The following is a 20545-nucleotide window of genomic DNA, read 5'->3' as shown; positions in this document are numbered from 1 at the left end:
GAAAGTGCAAGATCTGGCTCTTCAAGGCCATCCCGCTGTGCGTATTCCTGCGGGGAAAACAATTTTCCCATATATACAGCACAAAAGCGCTTTCACCGGCAGTTCAATCCGCCGCTCGCGAATCTGGCAAGGGTATTGCATTCCTGTAAGGAAACTAACTTTCTTTTTAGGAATAAAAAGACAGCCTAGGCCCACCCACACGGTTTTGCCTTTCGCGAGGAGTGACACGCAATGTTGCCAGCAGAAACCCAGCGCATCATCGACAAGCACGGGATCAAGTACGTGCTTGCGCAGTTTGTGGATATACACGGTGCGGCCAAGACCAAGTCGGTGCCGATTTGCGGGCTCAAGACCGTGGCCGAAGAGGGTGCGGGCTTTGCCGGGTTTGCCATCAGCGGCATGGGTATGGAGCCCCACGGTCCGGACTTCATGGCGCGCGGTGACCTGTCCACGCTGACGCCGGTGCCATGGCAACCGGGTTATGGGCGCGTGGTGTGCGTCGGGCATGTCGATGGCAAGCCCCATCCCTACGACAGCCGCTACGTGCTGCAGCAGCAGGTGCAGCGCCTGCAGGACAAGGGCTGGACCCTCAACACCGGCCTGGAACCCGAATTCAACCTGATGCGCCGCGACGAGCAGGGCAAGCTGCAACTGGTCGACCCCAGCGATAACCTCGACAAACCCTGCTACGACTACAAGGGCCTGTCGCGTTCGCGCGAGTTCCTCGAGCGCCTGACCGAAGCCTTGCAGGCGGTGGATTTCGAGGTCTATCAAATCGACCACGAAGACGCCAACGGCCAGTTCGAGATCAACTACACCTACAGCGACGCGCTGACCTCGGCCGACCGCTTTACCTTCTTTCGCATGGCCGCCGGCGAGATCGCCAATGACCTGGGCATGATCTGCTCCTTCATGCCCAAGCCCGACCCGAAACGCGCTGGCAACGGCATGCACTTTCACCTGTCGATCAGCAGCGCCGAGAACAAAAACCTGTTCCATGACGCCAGCGATCCGAGCGGCATGGGCCTGTCGAAACTGGCCTATCACTTCGCTGCCGGTTTGCTCGCCCATGGCCCGGCGTTGTGTGCGTTCGCCGCACCTACGGTCAACTCCTACAAGCGCCTGGTCGTGGGCAACTCGTTGTCCGGCGCCACCTGGGCCCCGGCCTTTATCGCCTTTGGCGCCAACAACCGTTCGGCGATGGTGCGCGTGCCGTATGGCCGCCTGGAATTTCGCCTGCCGGATGCCGGCTGCAACCCGTACCTGGTCAGCGCCGCGATCATCGCGGCAGGCCTGGATGGCATCGACCGCCAGTTGGAAATCGACCACGTCTGCAACGAGAACCTCTACAGCCTGAGCCTGGAGCAGATCGCCGAACGCGGCATCAAGACCCTGCCGCAATCCCTCAAGGAAGCCTGCGACGCGCTGGAAGCCGACCCGCTGTTTGCCGAGGTGCTCGGCCCGCAGATCGTGGGCGAGTTCATCAAGCTCAAGCGCATGGAGTGGGTGGAGTACAGCCGCCATGTGAGCGACTGGGAAGTCGCGCGCTACACCGAATTTTTCTGAGGCAAGGGGCGGCAGCTGTGAGTTGCAAGCTGCAAGTCAAGGCGGTGGTAGGGGCCGCTCCAAGTCATCTGTCTACCCGGCTTGCTTGCAGCTTGAATGCGGCTTGCCACACCGAACAAAGTGAGGACTGCTCTTATGTGTGGAATCGTAGGTCTGTACCTGAAAAATCCCCGACTGGAACCCCAGCTCGGCAAGCTGTTTGAACCGATGCTGCAGGCCATGACCGACCGCGGTCCGGACAGCGCGGGCTTCGCCATCTACGGCGATGAGGTCGCCGACGGCTGGGTCAAGTTGACCTTGCAGGCGACCACTGAAGCCTTCGACTGGAAGGCCCTGATGGGCGAACTCGAAGGGCGCCTGGGCTGCTCGCTGGATTGGTTCCAGAACGCCAGCGCGGCGGTATTGAAAATCCACGCCGACGAGGCGCCGGTGCGCCTGGCGCTGGCCGAACTGGCGCCGAGCGTGCGCATCATGAGCGCCGGGCAAAGCATCGAGATCCTCAAGGGCATGGGCTTGCCCGAGGAGATTTCCCAGCGCTTCGGCCTGGCGGGCATGCAAGGCAGCCACATCATCGGGCACACACGCATGGCCACCGAAAGCGCGGTGACCATGGAAGGCAGCCACCCGTTTTCCACCGGCGCCGACCTGTGCCTGGTGCACAACGGTTCGCTGTCGAACCACTTCCGCCTGCGCCAGGAACTCAAGCGCGAAGGCATTCATTTCGAGACCGACAACGACACCGAAGTTGCCGCCGGCTACCTGACCTGGCGCCTGCAACAGGGCGATTCGCTCAAAGAGGCGCTGGACCATTCCCTGCAGGACCTCGACGGCTTCTTCACCTTTGCCATCGGCACGCGCAACGGTTTTGCGGTGATCCGCGATCCGATCGCGTGCAAGCCGGCGATCCTCGCCGAGACCGACGACTACGTGGCCATGGCCTCCGAATACCAGGCGCTGTCGAGCCTGCCGGGCATCGAGAACGCGCGGATCTGGGAGCCGGCACCGGCCACTTTGTACATCTGGGAACGCCAGTCAGCTTAAGGAGCGCACACATGAAAACCATCGATCTTTCCACCGCCACTGTGCGTGACCTCAACCAGGCGCTGCACGCGCAAGTGCTCGACCACGAATGGCGCGTGACCCATTCCAACGGCAAGCACAACCTGGCCGTGGGCGTGAACCAGCCGGTGTCCATCGATATCGAGGGCCACGCCGGCTACTACTGCGCGGGCATGAACCAACAGGCCTCGATCACCGTGCATGGCAATGTCGGCGTGGGCTGTGCCGAGAACATGATGTCGGGTTCGGTGCGCGTCAAAGGCAGCGCGTCCCAGGCGGCCGGCGCCACGGCCCATGGCGGCCTGCTGGTGATTGAAGGCGATGCCGGCGCGCGTTGCGGGATCTCCATGAAGGGCATCGACATTGTCGTCGGCGGCAGCATCGGCCATATGAGCTGCTTCATGGGCCAGGCCGGGCGCCTGGTGGTGTGCGGCGATGCCGGCGATGCGCTGGGCGACTCGTTGTACGAGACCCACATCTACGTGAAAGGCACGGTGGAGTCCCTGGGCTCGGATTGCGTCGAAAAAGAGATGCGCAGCGAGCACCTGCAAGAGCTGCAGGAACTGCTCGACCGTGCCGGCTTCGCCCACCAGGCGGCGGATTTCAAGCGCTACGGCTCGGCCCGCCAGCTGTACAACTTCAAAGTCGATAACGCCTCCGCGTACTGATCAGGAGCTACAACCATGAGTGAACAAACCCCTCCGGTACTGCGCGAGTCGGCCACCTTCGACCGCCTGACCATCCAGGAAATCCAGCGTGCGGCCGAAACCGGTATCTACGATATTCGCGGCGGCGGCACCAAGCGCAAGTTGCCGCACTTCGACGACTTGCTGCTGCTCGGCGCCAGCGTGTCGCGTTACCCGCTCGAAGGCTATCGCGAGAAGTGCGGCACCGACGTGATCCTCGGTAACCGCTTCGCCAAGAAGCCGATCCACTTGAAGATCCCGGTGACCATCGCCGGCATGAGCTTCGGGGCGTTGTCGGCGAATGCCAAGGAAGCCCTGGGCCGTGGCGCGACCATCGCCGGCACCAGCACCACCACCGGTGACGGCGGCATGACCCCGGAAGAGCGCGGCCAGTCCCAGCACCTGGTGTACCAGTACCTGCCGTCGCGCTACGGCATGAACCCCGACGATTTGCGCAAGGCCGACGCCATCGAGATCGTCCTCGGCCAGGGCGCCAAGCCCGGCGGTGGCGGGATGCTGCTCGGCATGAAGGTCACCGAGCGCGTGGCCGGCATGCGCACCTTGCCGATCGGTGTGGACCAGCGCAGTGCCTGCCGTCACCCGGACTGGACCGGCCCGGACGACCTGGCGATCAAGATTGCCGAGCTGCGCGAAATCACCGACTGGGAGAAACCAATCTACGTGAAGATCGGCGCGAGCCGGCCTTATTACGACGTGAAGCTGGCCGTCAAGGCTGGCGCGGATGTGATCGTGCTCGACGGCATGCAAGGCGGCACGGCGGCGACCCAGGAAGTGTTTATCGAGCACGTCGGCATTCCAATTCTGTCGGCGATCCCGCAAGCGGTACAGGCTTTGCAAGAGATGGGCATGCACCGTAAGGTCCAGTTGATCGTATCGGGCGGGATCCGCAACGGGGCCGACGTGGCCAAGGCCATGGCGATGGGCGCGGATGCCGTCGCCATCGGTACGGCGGCGCTGATTGCCCTGGGTGATAACCACCCACGGCTGGACGCGGAACTGAAAAAGATCGGCTCGGCCGCCGGCTACTACGACGACTGGCAGAACGGCCGCGACCCGGCCGGCATTACCACCCAGGACCCGGAACTGTCCAAGCGCCTCGACCCGGTGGAAGGCGGGCGGCGGTTGGCCAACTACCTGCGGGTGATGGTGCTGGAAGCGCAGACCATGGCGCGGGCGTGCGGCAAGTCGCACCTGCACAACCTCGACCCCGAGGACCTGGTGGCGCTGACAGTGGAATCGGCGGCGATGGCCCGGGTGCCGTTGGCAGGGACCAGCTGGGTGCCCGGTTCCGGCTACTGAGCCTGGCGTCATACCTGTGGCGAGGGCGCTTGCTGCCGTTCAGCGCAGCTGCAGCCGGCGTTTTAGGGCTGCGTAAGCGCACTTGCCACGACAGATAGGCAAATCAAGGAGCCCGCCAAGAGGCTCTCCTAACAACAACTGCTCGCTGCCAGGCATATCCCATTTCTTTCGCAGGAGCTTTGAATATGGTCAATCGTCTTCTCGGCAAGTCCCTCTTCGGGTTATTGGCCGCCAGTGCCTTCGCACCTTTGGCACAGGCCGCCGATGCACCCACCTTGAACACCGGCAGCACCGCCTGGATGGTCACCGCCGCCGTGCTGGTGCTGTTCATGTGCCTGCCGGGGCTCGCGTTGTTCTATGGCGGCCTGGTCCGTGCGAAAAACATGCTTTCGCTGTTCACCCAGTGTTTCGGCATCGCCGGCCTGGTGGGCGTGCTGTGGGTGATCTACGGCTACAGCATGGTGGTCGACACCACGGGCATGGTCGAAGGGCAGGTGACGTTCAACAGTTTTGTCGGCGGTTTGAGCCGTGCGTTCCTGGCCGGCATGACCCCCGAAAGCCTGGTGGGGGATATCCCGGAAGGGGTGTTCGTGACCTTCCAGATGACCTTCGCCATCATCACCCCCGCGCTGATCGCCGGGGCGTTTGCCGAACGCATGAAGTTCTCGGCGGCGCTGTGGTTCATGGCCATCTGGTTCACCCTGGTGTATGCCCCGGTGGCGCATATGGTCTGGGGCGGTTCGGGGGCCTTGATGCATAACTGGGGCGTGCTCGATTTTGCCGGCGGCACCGCCGTGCACATCAACGCCGGTGTGGCTGCGCTCGCCGCGTGCCTGATCCTCGGCAAGCGCAAGGGCTACCAGAACACGCCGATGCCTGCGCACAACCTGAGCCTGACCATGGTTGGCGCGGCGATGCTCTGGGTCGGCTGGTTCGGCTTCAACATCGGCTCCGGCGGCGGGCTCAACGGCCTTTCCGGGATTGTCATGCTCAATACCCAACTGGGCGCGTGTGCCGGGATCCTCGGCTGGATGTTCACCGAGTGGTTCAAGGTCGGCAAACCGAGTGCCCTCGGCCTGGCCAGCGGCGCGTTGGCCGGATTGGTCGGGATCACCCCGGCGTGCGCCTATGTGGGCGTCGGCGGCGCGTTGGCCATCGGCTTGCTGTGCGGGGTGTTCTGCTACCTCAGCGTGACCGTGTTGAAACGCCGCTTCGGCTACGACGACAGTCTCGACGTGTTCGGCCTGCACGGCATCGGCGGCATGATCGGCGCGGTGTTGACCGGCGTGTTCTGCGTACCGTCCATGGGCGGACTGGTCGAAGGCGTGACCATGGGCGGCCAGGTCGTGGCGCAGATCAAAGGGGTCGTGCTGACCACCGTGTACTGCTTCGCGATCAGCTGGATCATCCTCAAAGTCATCAACGCCCTGATCGGCCTGCGTGCCCATGAATCGGTGGAAGACATGGGGTTGGACCTGGCCGAGCATAACGAGCGGGCGTACAACCACTGATCACAACCCGAACCTGTAAGAGCTGGCTTGCTGGCGATAGCGGTGGATCAGTCAAAGCATAAGGTGACTGACATACCGCCATCGCAGGCAAGCCAGCTCCCACAGGGGTTTTGTGTTGTGGTTCAGATCACTGCCAGCCTGGCCGGCCTAACAAGCGGGCGCCCTCCACAATCGACCGGACACCTCGAACAAATGTGGGAGCTGGTTTGCCTGCGAAAGCGCTGGATCAGTCAAAGCAGAAGGTGACTGACACACCGCCATCGCAGGCAAGCCAGCTCCCACAGGGGTTTTGTGTTGTGGTTCAGATCACTGCCAGCCTGGCCTGCCTAACAAGCGGGCGCCTTTCACAATCGACCGGACACCTCGAACAAATGTGGGAGCTGGCTTGCCTGCGAAAGCGGTGTGCCAGGCGCAGAAAATGCCAGCAATGCCGCCGCCTTCGCAGCCTCGCCGGGACTCGACAACTCCCACACTTGGGCTGCGTCGCGCCGGATATTGCGATCACCCTGGGGATTGAAATAAGGGCGACTCCGCCAGCTCCCACAGGGGTTTTGTGTTGTGATTCAGATCACTGCCAGCCTGGCCTGCCTAACAAGCGGGCGCCTTCCACAATCGACCGGACACCTCGAAAAAATGTGGGAGCTGGCTTGCCTGCGAAAGCGCTGGATCAGCCAAAGCATAAGGTGACTGACACACCGCCATCGCTGGCAAGCCAGCTCCTGCAGGGGGGGGGCATTCAGGGCACGGCCAGGGCCAGGGGCCGGGCAGTGCGCTGTAGTTGGCTGGCCACCAGGGTGTTTTTCAGCAGGTAGGCAATGGTCATCGGCCCGACACCGCCGGGCACCGGGGTGATTGCGCTGGCCACCGTGCGAGCGCTGGCGTAATCGACGTCGCCCACCAACCGCGTGCCGGTCTCGGTGTTGATGCGGTTGATACCCACGTCAATTACCACCGCGCCTGGCTTCAGCCAGCTGGCGTCGATCAACTGCGGGCGGCCGACGGCGGCGACGACGATGTCGGCCAGGCGGCACAACGCCGGTGCATCGACACTGCGCGAATGCACCACGCTGACCGAGCAGTTGGCCTGCAGCAGCAGGGTCGCCATCGGTTTGCCGACGATGTTCGAACGGCCGATGACCACCGCGTGCATTCCGCTCAAATCACCGCAGGTTTCATACAGCAGGCGCATGCAGCCGCTGGGCGTGCAGGGCGTCAGCACCTCGATGCCTTGCACCAGGCCGCCGACGTTTTCGCGGTGGAAGCCGTCCACGTCCTTGATCGGGTCAATCGCGTGAATCACCGCCGCCTCGTCGATATGCCCCGGCAGCGGCAGCTGCACGAGGATGCCATTGACCGACGTATCGGCATTCAACTGCGCCAGCAGGGCCAGCACCTGCGCCTGGGTGGCGTCATCCGGCAGCCGGTATTCAAGCGAGCGGATCCCGACTTCCTTGGCGCGCAGCAGTTTATTGCGCACGTAGACATGGCTGGCCGGGTCATCGCCCACCAGCAGTACCGCCAGGGCAGGGTAGATCTGTTGCGTGGCGAGCACCTGGACCTCTTCGCGAACCTCGTCGAGCACCCGGGCAGAGATGGCCTTGCCGTCGATATCGCGGGCAAGCGTGGGGAGAGAGCTGGTCAAAAGCGTCACCGTTGTCTGGATAAATAGGGAGGCGCTGAGGGAGCAGATCCCTCAGCGATAAGCAGCCCAGTGTGCTCAGGCTACCAGTTGATGGCAGGCATACACCACCAGTGCACCGGCAATCAGCGTGGCATAGGGCAGCCAGCCGGCGCGGCGTTGGCCGTCGCCGACCTGCAGATACAGGTCGCTGAGCATGGCGGCGGGGAAGCGACCTTTGTCCTGCACGTAGTGACGGAAGCAGAACACCGGCAAGATCAGCAGCGCCAGGAGCAAGCCGGTGACCAGCGTGCCCGCGCCCCAGATGTCCGCACCCAGTCCCATGCAGGCCAGGTTGACGAAACTCAACACGCCACCTGCCGCGAGCAGCACGGTGGGCGCTTTGTACGGGCGCACCCAGTCGGGGCGGTCCAGGCGGTGAATCCAGCCGGCATTCAGGTTGAGGAAGTTGAAGATGATGTAGCTGACGTTGGACGCCGCGAGCACAAATACATAGTCCGACATCAACAACAGCAGCAGGTTGAACGACAGGTCGGTCCACATCGCTGCCGTCGGCGCGCCGTGTTCATTGGTGCGTCCCAGGTACTTGGGCAGCCAGCCATCCACCGACGCCTGATACAGCGTGCGTGACGAGCCGGACATCGAGGTCATGATTGCCAGCAGCGTCGCCAGCACCAACATGATCAGCACGATATTGGCGACCACCTTGCCGCCGCCGATGCTGTCGGCCAGCACCTGGCCAACGCCCATGCCGCTGTAGATCGCTGGCGACAACAGGCCGCTGTACACCGCCGGTGTAACAATCGCGCCGCTGGCGTCAAGCACCGCCGGGGTCACCAGTTGCCCCAGCCCGAGGCTGCCTTGAAACGCCAGCGGCACCAGGGTGAACACCAGGATGCACAGCAGGCCGGCGTAGAAGATGGCCTTGAAGGTGTCGCGCTTGGGGTCCTTGAACTCGCGGGTGTAGCACACCGCTGTTTCGAAGCCGTAGGTGGACCACGCGGCCATGAACAACCCGCCGGCCATCAGCGACCAGCCAGAGATATCCCAGGGCCCATCGATGACTTGCCCGGCCGCATCATGGGCCAGCGGGTACAGCGGCAGGAAGTTGGCCTGGGCCGCATCCCCGGTGAACAACGGCACCACGCCCACCAGCAGCAGCGGAATCAGCGAGGTGACACCGAGCACCAGGGTCAGGCGTGCCGAACGCAGGATGCCGCCGTGTTGCACGGCAAATACCGTGAGCAGGATCAACAGGCCGATGCCGAAGGTCGCGTTGATGCGCAGCGACAGGCCGCTTTTCACCCAGCCCAGGTCCAGCAGGGTCAGTTGCCAGGTGTTGATCAGCGCATCGGCGGGAAACAGCGCGGTGAGGATATACCCCGCCGCCAGCCCCGAACCGATGGACAGCACCGGCGACCAGGCCAGCCAGTTGCACCACACCGACACCGGCGCGATCAGCTTGCTGTAGCGCACCCAGGCCACTGCGCCGTACACCGAGGCACCGCCGGATTTGTGCGGGAACAGCCCGGCGATTTCTGCATAGGTAAAGGCCTGGATAAACCCGAACAGGATCGACACGATCCATACGATCCACGCCGGCTTGCCGACCGTCGCAGCAATGGCGCCAATAGAGAACAGCACCAGGGCGGGTACGCCACTGGCGACCCAGAACGCCCCGCGCCAATCGATCTTGCGGTGCAGGCTGCCCACCGAACTGGCGGCCTGCGGTACTGCCTCGAACGTCGTCGCTTCCATCTCTGTATTCCCATGTCTGAATAGCGTTTAAGTGGGGCAGTCAAAATGGGGTGGCACACGCGTATCGGAACGATCAGCTACGCACCCGGCTTTTGTCCGGGTCGTAGAAAATCGCTGCGCTGACCGTGGCGCTGATGCGCTTCTGCAGGCCATCGACTTTGCCAATCTCAAGTGCCGTGCCGGGCTCGGCGCAGCTCACATCCACCCGGCACAGCGCGATATTGCTGGCCAGCAACGGTGAGCGGCAGGCACTGGTAATCACCCCGACCTGGGCCCGGCCGTGGTACACCGGGTCGCCATGGTGGGCCGCCTCGTTGCCGCCCAGGTGCAGGCCGACCAGCTTGTGGGTGGGGTGGGCACTGCGCCGTAACAGGGCTTCACGGCCGATAAAATCATCGGTCTTGCTCTTCAATGGCACGCTGAAACCGATGCCGGCCTCGAACGGATCGGTCTGGTCGCTGAACTCGTAGCCGGCGAAAATCAGCCCGGCTTCTATGCGCAGCAGGTCCAGGGCTTCCAGGCCCAGCGGCACCAGGCCCAGGGGTTGCCCGAGGTGCCAGATGCGGTCCCAGACCCGCTCGGCGTCTTGGGGTTGGCACCACACTTCATAGCCCAGCTCACCGGTGTAGCCGGTGCGGGAAATCATCAACGGGCAGCCATCGAAGCCGTCCAGCCGACCGACCAGGAAGCGGAACCAGCCGAGGGTTTCCAGGCTGGGCTGGGTGGGCGGGGTCCAGACCATCTGCTTGAGCAGCTCGCGGCTCAGCGGGCCTTGCACGGCGAGGTTGTGGATCTGCTCGCTGGCGGACTTGACCCAGACTTTCATGCCGAGTTTCTGTGCCTGCTCGCGCAGCCAGGGGCCGGCGTAGTCTTCGCCGCAGATCCAGCGGAAATTGTCCGGGCCCAGGCGCAGCAGGGTACCGTCGTCGAGCATGCCGCCGTGCGCGTGGCACATCGCCGAGTACACCACCTGGCCCACCGCCAGGCGCCGCACATCGCGGGTCAGGCAGTACTGCAGCAAGGCTTCGGCGTCGGGGCCGATGATCTCGAATTTGCGCAGGGCGGTCAGGTCCATCACCGCCACGCGCTCGCGACACCCCAGGTATTCCTCGGTGGCACCATAGCCGTCGTAGCGCAGCGGCAGCCACCAGTTGCGGTAGTCGGTGAAGCTGCCGGTGAGGGCGCTGGTGCGTGAGTGGAACGCAGACTCACGGGTGAGAATCGGGTCGGCATCCGCCGTGGTTCGAGTGCTCATGGCGATGGAAAAACGCTCCTTCTCGCGGTAGATGCGGACATGGATATCGGTCGGGTTCCAGCCATTGGCCGGGTCAATGTCATCCGGGCACGAGGTGCTGCCACACACCAGGTCGGTCATGGCCTTCAGCAGCACGTAGTCGCCGGGGCGCGACCAGGGCTCATCCAGGGTCATCTGCTGGTGTGCATCAATACCGGTGTTGAAGAAGAAATTGATCGCCGGCCAACCCTTGCGCGCCTGCACGCCATGGGGGGCGAGGACCTGACTGAGGTTGTCGCTGCAGTTGTCGTGCCCGAAATACCCGTGGCTCTCGTAATAACGCGCCGCGCAGGCCAGGGCGAACGAGTCGTGGCGCCCGACGGTGTCGCGCACCACCTCGAGCATCGGCTGCATCTGGCGGTCGAAAAACTTCGAGAACAGCCCCGGTGCCGGGTAGGCGCTGCCGTTCAGCGTGCGGGTTACGGTCTGGTCGAGGTCCAGTTCAATACCGCGATCCAGGGCGCGGCGGTCGAGCGCGACGAAGTCCGAACACTGGCGTCCCGCGACGTCCAGTACCTGGACGTACTGCCCCTTGGCGACGGTGTAGGCATGGGCCGTGCCGGCGCGCAAGGTGAACTCGTCCAGCACTTCGCCCAACGGCTCAGGCAGGGCAGGCACCCAGAGCGGCGACGGGTTGGCGCGGGTGACCAGCAGGCGCAGTTCACTGGGCCGGTATTGCCGGTCGACAGCGGTCGGGCCGGCAGGGGCGGCGACGATCACCAGCAGCGCGTCCTGCGCGACAAAATGGCGACTGTGGCCGGGCGGGCTGTCGTCGTCCCACAACGACGCGGCGCGCGGCAACTGCTGCGCCTCTATGCCGCGCCGATCGAGCACCTGGCCGATACGCGCGGGCACGCTGCCGGCGATAGACGCGTGCAATCCCCAGCTGGCCAGGGCGCTGCGGCCGCCGGCGTCGAGGGCCAGCAGTGTGCAGGCCTGGCGGCCTTCGACGTCGATGACTTGCAAGCCGTCGCCGGGCTGCAAGTCGACCAGCGTCACACCGCCGGCGGCCACGCGGTAGCGTTCCAGGTTCGGCGCGCGGGCAAACAAGCCGGGTTCTCGCGGGCGCGAAATACGCGGTGCATTCATCATCGGCTGCACCTTCAACCGACCGACTTGATGGCGGTCGCGGGCTCGCCGAGGTACGCCGCCATCGAGTCGTCCAATGCCTGCAGCCAGGGGGTGTGGTGCGGCGGTGACTGGGTGCCGGTCATCAATGAGCGATAGGACTTGTCGCGATAGCCCATGATGTTTTCCGCCTTGTCGTGCTTCCAGTGCAGGAAGGTTTCGTTGACAGCGGCGATGTCGAAATTCGGGTAGTCGGTGGCGTCCACCAGGTGCTGGATGTAGGCGCCCTGGTACTCGAACATCTGCTGGTTGGTTTCCAGCACCTGTTCGCGCGCCTGCCATTGCCGGCTGTCGGCGAGCATCTCGGCGTGGCTGGGCAGCGGGATGCGCCCCAGGATCACATCGCGCGCGTACCAGGCCTGGGCATCGAACATGTTGAAGGAGTACCACTGGTCCTGCATGCCGAGGTAGATCAGCCGCGGATTGGCTTCCCAGAACACGCCTTTGTAGAGGTTCATCGGCCACAGGCGGTTATCGGTTTTCAGGCTCAGCTCATCGGGCAGGAACGGGAAGTGATGCTTGTAGCCGGTGCACAGGATGACGGCGTCGATGTGCTTGCTGCTGCCGTCGACGAAATACGCACGGTTGTTTTCCAGGCGCTTGAGCAGCGGTTTTTCTTCCCAGTTGTCGGGCCAGGCGTAGCCCATGGGCGCGGTGCGGTAGCAACTGGTGATGCTGCGCGCGCCGTATTTGTAGCATTGCGAGCCGATGTCCTCGGCCGAATAACTGCTGCCGACGATCAGCAGGTCCTTGTCCTTGAACTCCAGCGCCTCGCGAAAATCATGCGCATGCAGGATGCGCCCGGCGAACTGCTCGAAGCCGTCGAAGTACGGCACCTTGGGCGTGGAGAAGTGGCCACAGGCGTTGATCACGTAGTCGAATGCTTCGCTGGTCAAGGTGTCGCTGGTGTAGTCGTGGGCCTGCAGGGTGAAGCGCTGGGTCTGTTCGTCGAAGGTGACTTGGCGCACCACGTTGTTGAAACGGATGTAGTCGCGCACGCCGGCCTTTTCCACGCGGCCCTTGATGTAGTCCCACAGCACTTCGCGCGGTGGGTAGGAGCCGATCGGCCGGCCGAAATGCTCCTCGAAGGTGTAGTCGGCAAACTCCAGGCATTCCTTGGGGCCGTTGGACCACAGGTAGCGGTACATGCTGCCGTGCACCGGCTCGCCGTTTTCATCCAGGCCGGTGCGCCAGGTGTAGTTCCACATGCCGCCCCAGTCCTGCTGTTTTTCGAAGCACACCAGTTCGGGGATGTCTGCCCCTTTGTCGCGGGCCGACTGGAAGGCGCGAAGTTGCGCCAGGCCACACGGGCCGGCGCCGATGATTGCAACACGTAGAGTCATGAGCGTGCCTCCTGAGGGGTTCAGCGAAAGATCACTGTCTTGTCCTGGTTGATGAACACCCGGTGTTCCAGGTGGTATTTCAGGGCTTTGGAAAGGGCCACGGTCTCGGTGTTGCGGCCGATGGCGACCAGCGAGTCGGGCAGGTGGGTGTGGTCGACGCGCTGGATTTCCTGCTCGATGATCGGGCCCTCATCCAGGTCGCTGGTGACGTAGTGGGCGGTGGCGCCGATCAGCTTCACCCCGCGGTCATAGGCCTGGTGATACGGCTTGGCGCCCTTGAAACCGGGCAGGAACGAGTGATGAATGTTGATCGCGCGTCCCGACAACTGCTGGCACAGGCCGTCGGAGAGGATCTGCATGTAGCGCGCGAGCACCACCAGGTCGGTCTGGGTGTCGTCGACGATGCGCATCAACTCGGCCTCCTGGCTGGCCTTGGTGTCCTTGGTGATGGGCAGGTAGATGAAGCGGATGCCCTCGCGCTCGGCCATCGCGCGCAGGTCGAGGTGGTTGGAGACCACGGCGGTGATGTGCATGTCCATCTCGCCCTTGCGGTGGCGGTACAGCAGGTCGGTGAGGCAATGGTCGAACTTGCTGACCATCAGCAGCACGCGGGTCGGCCGTTGCGAGCTGAACAATTGCCACTGCATGTCGAAGCCGCCGGCGAGGTCGCCGAGGCCTTCGCGCAGGGCGCCGATGTCACCGTCGACCCCGGTGTTGAAACGGAACACCGCACGCATGAAAAACTGCCCGGTGAACTCGTCGTCAAACTGGGCCAGCTCGCTGATGTAGCACTGCTGGCGAGACAGGCAGGCGCTGATCGCGGCGACAATCCCGGACGCCGCCGGGCAGGTGATCTTGAGGATGTAATGTTCGCGGGAGGCGTCCATCGAAAGCTCCTGAATACAATGAAGGAAGGTTCAGCCCTTGGCCGTGCGCTTGGTTTTTTCCGGGTCGTCGAAGGGCAGGGCGTGGGTGGTGGCGCTGGCCTCCAGGCTGCCGCGTACCTGCAAGGCAATGCCGGGGACGGAGCACGCGACGCTCATGCGCGCGATGGCCATCGAGCGTTTGCTCAGGCGCGAATACATGCCGCAGGTGATTACGCCGACCTGCTGGTTGCCCTGCCACACGGTGTCGCCGGCTTCGGCTGCGCGCACCCCTTCGAGCAGCACTCCCGTGATCTTGAAGCGCTCCTGGCCGCGCAGGCGCAGGTGTTCCTCGGCGCCACGGAACGCGTGCTTGCCGGGCGAAACCGTGAAGTCCAGGCCCATTTCCCACAGGGTGTCGCCGGCCTTCTGGTCGGCGAAGGGGTACATCTGCGAGTTGTCGTAGGGGAAAAACATCAGCGAGCTTTCCACCCGCAGCCAGTCCAGCGCGGTGAAGGCGCACGGGATAATTCCCAGGCTCGCGCCCTGTTCGAGGATGCTGTCCCACAGGAACGGGGCGTCGGCGGCCTTGCAGAAAATCTCGTAGCCGCGCTCGCCGGTGTAGCCGGTGCGGGAGATCATCACCGGGCGGTCGAACAGGCGTGTCTGCAGGTGGTGGAAGTACGCCAGTTGGCGGATCCCCGGCACGTGCTCGGCGAGGAAATCCACCGCCAGCGGGCCTTGCAATGACAGGTCGTGCAGGTCGTCATCGAACAGCACCGCGACCTGCCGGCCCTGGGCCGAACGCACGAGCATTTCATGCCCGGTGCCGGCGCCGTGCACGACCATGAACGCGTTGGGGCCGGTGCGGTAGACGATGCAGTCATCGACGAATTTGCCGTCCTCGTCGAGCATCGAGGCATACACCGATTTGCCGGGGTAGAGCTTGGCGATGTCACGGGTGGTCGCCCACTGCAACAGGCTCTCGGCGTGCGGCCCCACGTAGTGGACTTTTTTCAGGCCCGACACGTCCATCAGGCCGGCACGGGTGCGGATCGCCTGGTGGTGGTCGGCCAGCTCGGTGCTGTAGGTCCAGGCGGTGCCCATGCCGTTCCAGTCTTCGAGTTGAGAGCCGAGGGCGCGGTGCCGCTCGGCCAATGCAGAAATGCGCCAGGAGTGGGTCATGTGAAGGTCCTTGTCGGGAAAATGAGGGTCAGGCATGTGGGTCGAACTGGCTCAGCCACTCGACCAGCGTGCTTCGGTAGCGGGTCATGCCCTTGTAGTCGGCGATGGGGTCGGGCAGGTCGCGCAGCACGCGGTGCAGGCGGCAGCCCCAGCCCGGTTGCGTGACCAGTTCGTCGAGGCTGATCAGGTAGGTGCGAATGCTGAACATCACCGCGTGGCTGCGTGGCAGGCGCGCCATGACTTGCAGCTCGACCCGCAGGTGCACCTGCTGCCCGACGTTTTGCGCGGTGATCCGCCCGCGATCGGCGCCCCATTCGTGGAATGTCTCCGGGGAGGAATCCAGGCGCGGGTTGATCGTCAGGGTCCAGTTCAAGCGCCGCACCGGCTGGCCGACCTGCAGGTTGAGCAGGTATTTCAACGCGCGTTCGAACACGCCCATCTGGTGGGCCATCGGCACCGGCGCATGCCATTGCTTGAAACTCATGCCGGCGTCGAAGGCCAGCGACCAGTCGGCCGGGCTGGTGATCAGGCCGGCGTCCATGTACAGGTCGCCGTCACGCTGGTCGAGCAGGGCGAAGTCGCCCTGCACCTGGCGGCCGATGTACTCCAGCGGTGCGCAGGGCAGGCTGGTGGCGTCGCCGAAGATAAAGTGCTGGTCGATGTCCAGCAGGTGATTGCGCCACTGCCAGCGCTCGCCGTTTTGCGTCAGGCTGAACGACTGCGGGTAGTCGGCCGCCAGGTGTTGCATGATCATTTGCAGGGCATCCCAGGCGGCCACTTGCATGTGCGGCATCACCAGGTAGCGGCGCGGGTCCTTGTCCAGTACCAGCGCGCGTTCGGCCATTTCCGAGCGGTAGTGTTCGTCGATGTCGAAGGCGTGCTCGTAGATGGAGCCTGGGTCACGTGAAGTCGCCGGTTCGATGTTCACCGAGTACAGGTAGCTGTCCTCGACAAACGGAAAGGGAAAACGCCGGATCGCCGCCGGGCTGTTGCGAAAGCTGAAGTCATCGCGGTAGCTCAGCACAGGGCTCGATTGCAGGGGCATGGCACTCACTCCTATAGGTCCAGCGAAACGCAGGGGCCGTTGCCGCGCGAGACGCACGGCATCAGAAATTCGGCCTGCTCGGCCGGGCTGAGGAAACTGTCGCGGTGTTCGATGGCGCCGCCTTGGTGGCGCGTGATGCACTGGCCGCAGACCCCGCCACGGCACAGGTTGGGCACTTGCAGGCCGGCGTGTTCCAGGGCCTCGAGCAGGCTTTGCTCGGCCTCGACACGCAGGCGTTGGCCGCTGCGCAGCAGGTGCAGGTCGAACGGTTGGCCGGGTTGTGTGCCTTTGAAGGCTTCCGAGTGCACGCGCCTGGGCGACCATCCGAGGCGCGTGGCGTGGTGCTCAACCGCATCGAGCAGCGCCTGCGGGCCACAGGTGTAGACATGGCTGCCCAGCGGCCGGTCGGCAAGGATCCGGCCCAGGTCGGGGCGGCTGGCATAGGCATGCAGGCGCGGACCGAGGCGCTGTTGCAGTTCATCCAGATACGCGTCGCTGAGGCCCGGCCGGAACAGGTAATGCAGTTCGAAAGCCGCCTGCTGCTGTTCCAGCGCGGCGATGTAGGCCATGAACGGCGTAATGCCGATGCCGGCGGCAATCAGGATATGCAGGCGCGCAGTGCCATGCGGCGCGAACAGATTGGCCGGTGGTGAAATCTGCAAGGTGTCGCCGACCTGCACCTGCCGATGCAGGTAGCGCGAACCGCCGCGCGAGGCATCTTGCAGGCGTACGGCGATGCGGTAGTGCTGGGTGTGCGCCGGGTCGCTGGTGAGTGAGTAGGCGTTGCGCACCTTGCCCTCGGCGAGCGGCAGGTGCACCTGCACGTGGCTGCCGGGCGAGAAGCCGGGCAGGGCGCCGTTGCAGGCGCTGAGGGTCAGCTCGCGCACCACTGGCGTGAGCATCCTGGCCGCGCTGACCTGAACCGTGAGGGCCGCGCTCATGGCTGGAACCCCGCATAGGGCTGGTCGGGATTGATGCACACGCCAAGGTACGCGCCCAGGCGCCGGGAAAAATGCGTGCGCACCTCCAGCCCGACGTGGCAGCCGATGCAGTTCAATACGGCTTGCGGCCCAGCCGCCTGGGTCAGGCCGCAGTGCGCGCAATACACCTGGCGCAGGCCGGACGTCGTGCAGGTCATGCTGATCTCGTCGTCTTCCAGCCCGGCGGCGCGTGCCTCGGCGTGAATACGCCAGGCAAACGCTTCATCGCCCAGCAGGTAGAGGCGGCAACCCACCGTCGCGCTGGCGAGTGCCTGTTGCAGGCGCCGGGCGAAATCCGGCTGGTCGCCATTGAGCAGCAGCGGCTGGTCCAGTTCTGCGATGACCGGCGGGCAGGCGGTTGCCGATTGCATCACCACGATGGGGCGGCTGAGGGTGTGCGTCATGCGGGCTCCTCCAGGGTGCGTTTTGTTTCCTGTTGGGAGAGATACTTTCCTAAGGGGAAAATCTTCTCAATCTGGAAAAAGGGCTATGCCTTTGGAGATAAGCCATGCGGCACCGCCGTTCGGGGCATGGAAGTTGCTGGGCTTTGCCTCACGCAGGGCAACCGGATGGGGAGTGATCGACGCGTGCAAATACGACCGAAGGCATGGCCGCTCTGGTTGGGGGCTGTGCACCCCGAACAGGCGCGCAGCGTACGCAGGCTGCTGGCCGGCTTGCCCCTGCACGCTGACGGTGCCTTGTCGGGTTTGCTGGACCGTTTCGACGCACTGCTGCCCCCGGCGAAGCTCAACCTGATACTGGGTGGCGAAGAATTGAGCCCGACGCGGCGCGGCTTGATCGACGGCTGCCAGGACGTAGCCACCTGCCCCTGGCGCAACGCCTGCGTGACGGAAGCGGCCCAGGCCTGCGGGCCGTGTCGGCAACGCGGCGTGCACCGCCTGGTGTGTGGCTTGCCCGAGGGCCAGAAGGGCACGTTGCTGCTCGACACCCCGAGGCGCGCCGGGGCCAGTTGGCGCCAACTGCTCGAAGAGGCGGCGCAGGCAGTCGGCGTGACCGTGCGCCTGCGCAGCCAACAACGCGAGCAACAGCGCAAACAGGCGACCTCGCGCCACGGCGCACTGGCCCGTGAGCTGCACGATTCGGTGGCGCAGCAACTCGGCTACCTGTCGTTCCAGGCCCATGGGCTGCAAGCGCAATTTGGCGAGCCGGCACTGCAGGACCTGTGCGCCGGCCTCAGCCAACTGCAACGCCAGGTGCGCGAACTGATCACCAGCGCGCGCCTGACCATGGACGGGCGCTCGCTGCGCCAGGCGCTGGCCGACTCGGTGGCGGAGTTTTCGCGGCGCTGCATCATCGTCTTCGAACTGGACAATCGCCTGGCCGACGATGCCCTCGGCGCAGAAACCGAATTGCAGATCTTGCAGATCATCCGCGAGGCGTTGGCCAACGCGGTGCGCCATTCCCATGCGCGTCACGTGCGCATCGAGCTGCGCCAGACCCAGGACGGCGAAGCCTCGGTGTCGGTGGAAGACGATGGCATCGGCCTGAGCCAGGCGTGCGCCGAGCACAACCATTTCGGCCTGGCGATTATCCGCGAGCGCGCCGCCAGCATCGGCGCGCGCCTGAGCATTGAAGCGATCCGCCCGCACGGCGTGCGCGTGCATCTTGGCCTGCGCCGCCACCACGACCAGCCACAGGGGAGTCTCGATGGACTGCACGACCTTACTACTGATCGATGATCACCCATTGTTTCGCAAAGGCCTGGCGCAGTTGTTCGACGCCAGTGGCGACTTCGAAGTGGTGGGGCAGGCGGCCAGCGGCCGAGAAGGCATCAACCTCGCCGTGAGCCTGACCCCGCAACAGGTCTTGCTCGACCTGCACATGCCCGGCCTCAGTGGCTTGCAGGTGCTTGATGAGCTGCGCCAGTTGCGCCTGGATTGCCAGGTGGTGGTGCTGACCGCCTCGATGGACCGCGCCGAACTGTTGAGCGCCTTGCGCCTCGGCGCCAGCGGGTATGTGCTCAAGGAAACCGAGCCCGACGCGTTGCTGGCGTATATGCGCAACTGCCACAAGGGCGCGATTGTGCTCGACTCGACCCTGATCGCCTTGCTTGCCGACCAGGCCGAGCCGGCGCCGCACAGCGAGGCCCCGGGCAACGACCACCTCACCGAGCGCGAAGGCCAGACCCTGGCGCTGATTGCCGCCGGCATGAGCAACAAGCAAATCGGCCGGGAGCTGGGGATCAGCGACGGCACGGTCAAGATCTATGTACGCAGCCTGTTGCAGAAGCTCGGCCTGCATTCGCGGCTGGAGCTGGCGGCCTGGGTGCACAGCGGCAGTTTGCTCAAGCACGAGGAGCGCCATTAGATGAGGGACAGCCCCGACGCCTTTGCGCTCCCGCCGATGGACCTGATGGACTGTTTTCCTGCGGCCTTGCTGCACCTGCGCGACAACGGCCACATCGCCCACTTCAACCTGGCCTGGGCCGAGCTGATGGGCGCGCCCGGCGGGGAGCGCAACCTGATCGACTACGTGCACCAGGAAGACCGCCCGCTATGGCGCCAGGCCTTGAACGAACTGCGCCGGCGCCCCGACACCTGCTTCAACCAGCGCCTGCGCTTTGTACACCCCAGTGGCGAACTGCGCTGGTTCGAGATCAGCCTCAAGCGCGGCCCGCAAGGCTTCTACCTGGTGGCCGGCGATATCACCGCGCACAAGCGCCGCGAAATCGCCCTGCAGGCGAGTCAGCGCAGCAGCGTGAGCCTGCTCGACAGCATGCCGGGGCTGATCTATCGCGGACGCAACAACCGCGACTGGACCATGGAATTCGTGAGTGCCGGTTGCCTGCAACTCACCGGCTATCCCGCCGAGCGTCTGGTGGACAACCATGAGTTCACCTACAACAGCCTGATCCTCGCGCAGGATGCCGACTACGTGTGGCGCGAGGTGCAATACGCGTTGTCGCGGCATGAACCGTTCGAGCTCAGTTACCAGATTCGCTGCGCCGATCAGTCGATCAAGCACGTGTGGGAAAAGGGCGTGGGGATTTATGCCGATACCCGTGAGGTACTGGGGATCGAGGGGGCGATTTTCGAGCGCAGGCGTTGAGTCTGTACGCCATTCAAAATGTGGGAGCGGGCTTGCTCGCGAATGCGCCGGATCAGTCGCTGCAGACGTTGACTGTTCCACCCCATTCGCGAGCAAGCC

17 protein-coding genes are annotated in these 20545 nt (G+C 64.3%); 8 read left to right on the top strand and 9 right to left on the bottom strand.

The features are described from left to right. The first annotated feature begins 231 nt into the window (after positions 1–231). From glnT to QMX97_RS19265, 5 genes are all read left to right on the top strand, one after another. The gene (gene glnT, locus QMX97_RS19285) at positions 232–1566 is read left to right on the top strand and encodes a type III glutamate--ammonia ligase (RefSeq protein WP_065905705.1); all 1335 of its coding nucleotides are present in this window, start codon (positions 232–234) and stop codon (positions 1564–1566) included. 135 nt (positions 1567–1701) lie between these two features. Continuing rightward, on the top strand, positions 1702–2607 hold the full coding sequence (locus tag QMX97_RS19280) for a glutamine amidotransferase family protein (protein ID WP_065905707.1): 906 nt from the start codon (positions 1702–1704) through the stop codon (positions 2605–2607). Between the two features lie 11 nt (positions 2608–2618). Next, positions 2619–3293, top strand: coding sequence for a protein glxC (locus QMX97_RS19275; protein WP_065905709.1), 675 nt, complete (start codon positions 2619–2621; stop codon positions 3291–3293). Between the two features lie 15 nt (positions 3294–3308). Continuing rightward, positions 3309–4631 carry an FMN-binding glutamate synthase family protein gene (locus tag QMX97_RS19270; RefSeq protein WP_065905711.1) on the top strand — a complete coding sequence of 441 codons (1323 nt, stop codon included), beginning with the start codon at positions 3309–3311 and terminating at the stop codon, positions 4629–4631. A gap of 185 nt (positions 4632–4816) precedes the next feature. Beyond that, positions 4817–6142: an ammonium transporter gene (locus tag QMX97_RS19265; RefSeq protein WP_106804438.1), complete on the top strand. Its 1326-nt coding sequence runs from the start codon at positions 4817–4819 to the stop codon at positions 6140–6142. Positions 6143–6878: 736 nt separating this feature from the next. Here the strand turns inward: QMX97_RS19265 and folD are convergent. From folD to QMX97_RS19220, 9 genes are all read right to left on the bottom strand, one after another. Further along, on the bottom strand, positions 6879–7793 hold the full coding sequence (gene folD / locus QMX97_RS19260; RefSeq protein ID WP_120448164.1) for a bifunctional methylenetetrahydrofolate dehydrogenase/methenyltetrahydrofolate cyclohydrolase FolD: 915 nt from the start codon (positions 7791–7793) through the stop codon (positions 6879–6881). Positions 7794–7859: 66 nt separating this feature from the next. Then, complete coding sequence (locus tag QMX97_RS19255) at positions 7860–9539, bottom strand: APC family permease (RefSeq protein WP_065905718.1); 1680 nt, start codon at positions 9537–9539, stop codon at positions 7860–7862. 73 nt (positions 9540–9612) lie between these two features. Continuing rightward, positions 9613–11922 (bottom strand): aminomethyltransferase family protein, encoded by a 2310-nt coding sequence (locus QMX97_RS19250; RefSeq protein WP_282397414.1) that lies wholly within the window; start codon positions 11920–11922, stop codon positions 9613–9615. A 14-nt stretch (positions 11923–11936) separates the two neighbouring features. Further along, positions 11937–13304 carry an NAD(P)/FAD-dependent oxidoreductase gene (locus tag QMX97_RS19245; RefSeq protein ID WP_065905720.1) on the bottom strand — a complete coding sequence of 456 codons (1368 nt, stop codon included), beginning with the start codon at positions 13302–13304 and terminating at the stop codon, positions 11937–11939. A gap of 20 nt (positions 13305–13324) precedes the next feature. Continuing rightward, complete coding sequence (purU, locus tag QMX97_RS19240) at positions 13325–14191, bottom strand: formyltetrahydrofolate deformylase (protein ID WP_282397406.1); 867 nt, start codon at positions 14189–14191, stop codon at positions 13325–13327. Positions 14192–14221: 30 nt separating this feature from the next. Beyond that, positions 14222–15352 (bottom strand): aminomethyltransferase family protein, encoded by a 1131-nt coding sequence (locus tag QMX97_RS19235; protein WP_106804435.1) that lies wholly within the window; start codon positions 15350–15352, stop codon positions 14222–14224. Positions 15353–15380: 28 nt separating this feature from the next. Next, entirely contained in the window at positions 15381–16397 is a 1017-nt protein-coding gene (locus tag QMX97_RS19230; RefSeq protein WP_120448168.1) for a DUF3445 domain-containing protein, read from the bottom strand. Positions 16398–16408: 11 nt separating this feature from the next. After that, positions 16409–17338 carry a PDR/VanB family oxidoreductase gene (locus QMX97_RS19225; RefSeq protein WP_282397405.1) on the bottom strand — a complete coding sequence of 310 codons (930 nt, stop codon included), beginning with the start codon at positions 17336–17338 and terminating at the stop codon, positions 16409–16411. After that, positions 17335–17781: a dimethylamine monooxygenase subunit DmmA family protein gene (locus tag QMX97_RS19220; RefSeq protein WP_282397404.1), complete on the bottom strand. Its 447-nt coding sequence runs from the start codon at positions 17779–17781 to the stop codon at positions 17335–17337. The genes QMX97_RS19225 and QMX97_RS19220 overlap by 4 nt, the downstream gene beginning before the upstream one ends. Before the next feature lie 183 nt (positions 17782–17964). On the opposite strand from QMX97_RS19220, the gene QMX97_RS19215 reads away from it, so the two are divergent. The 3 genes from QMX97_RS19215 to QMX97_RS19205 are packed head-to-tail and all read left to right on the top strand — an operon-like array spanning position 17965 to position 20446. Beyond that, complete coding sequence (locus QMX97_RS19215) at positions 17965–19077, top strand: ATP-binding protein (RefSeq protein ID WP_282397403.1); 1113 nt, start codon at positions 17965–17967, stop codon at positions 19075–19077. Beyond that, entirely contained in the window at positions 19046–19705 is a 660-nt protein-coding gene (locus QMX97_RS19210) for a response regulator (RefSeq protein ID WP_065905732.1), read from the top strand. Before QMX97_RS19215 ends, QMX97_RS19210 begins: the two co-directional genes overlap by 32 nt. Then, the gene (locus tag QMX97_RS19205; RefSeq protein WP_120448171.1) at positions 19706–20446 is read left to right on the top strand and encodes a PAS domain-containing protein; all 741 of its coding nucleotides are present in this window, start codon (positions 19706–19708) and stop codon (positions 20444–20446) included. The last annotated feature ends 99 nt before the right edge of the window (positions 20447–20545 follow it).

Origin of the sequence: Pseudomonas sp. PS01298, assembly GCF_029959745.1 — a bacterium.
GTDB classification, from domain to species: Bacteria; Pseudomonadota; Gammaproteobacteria; order Pseudomonadales; family Pseudomonadaceae; genus Aquipseudomonas; species Aquipseudomonas aylmerensis.
This window is presented reverse-complemented; position numbering and strand designations above follow the sequence as displayed.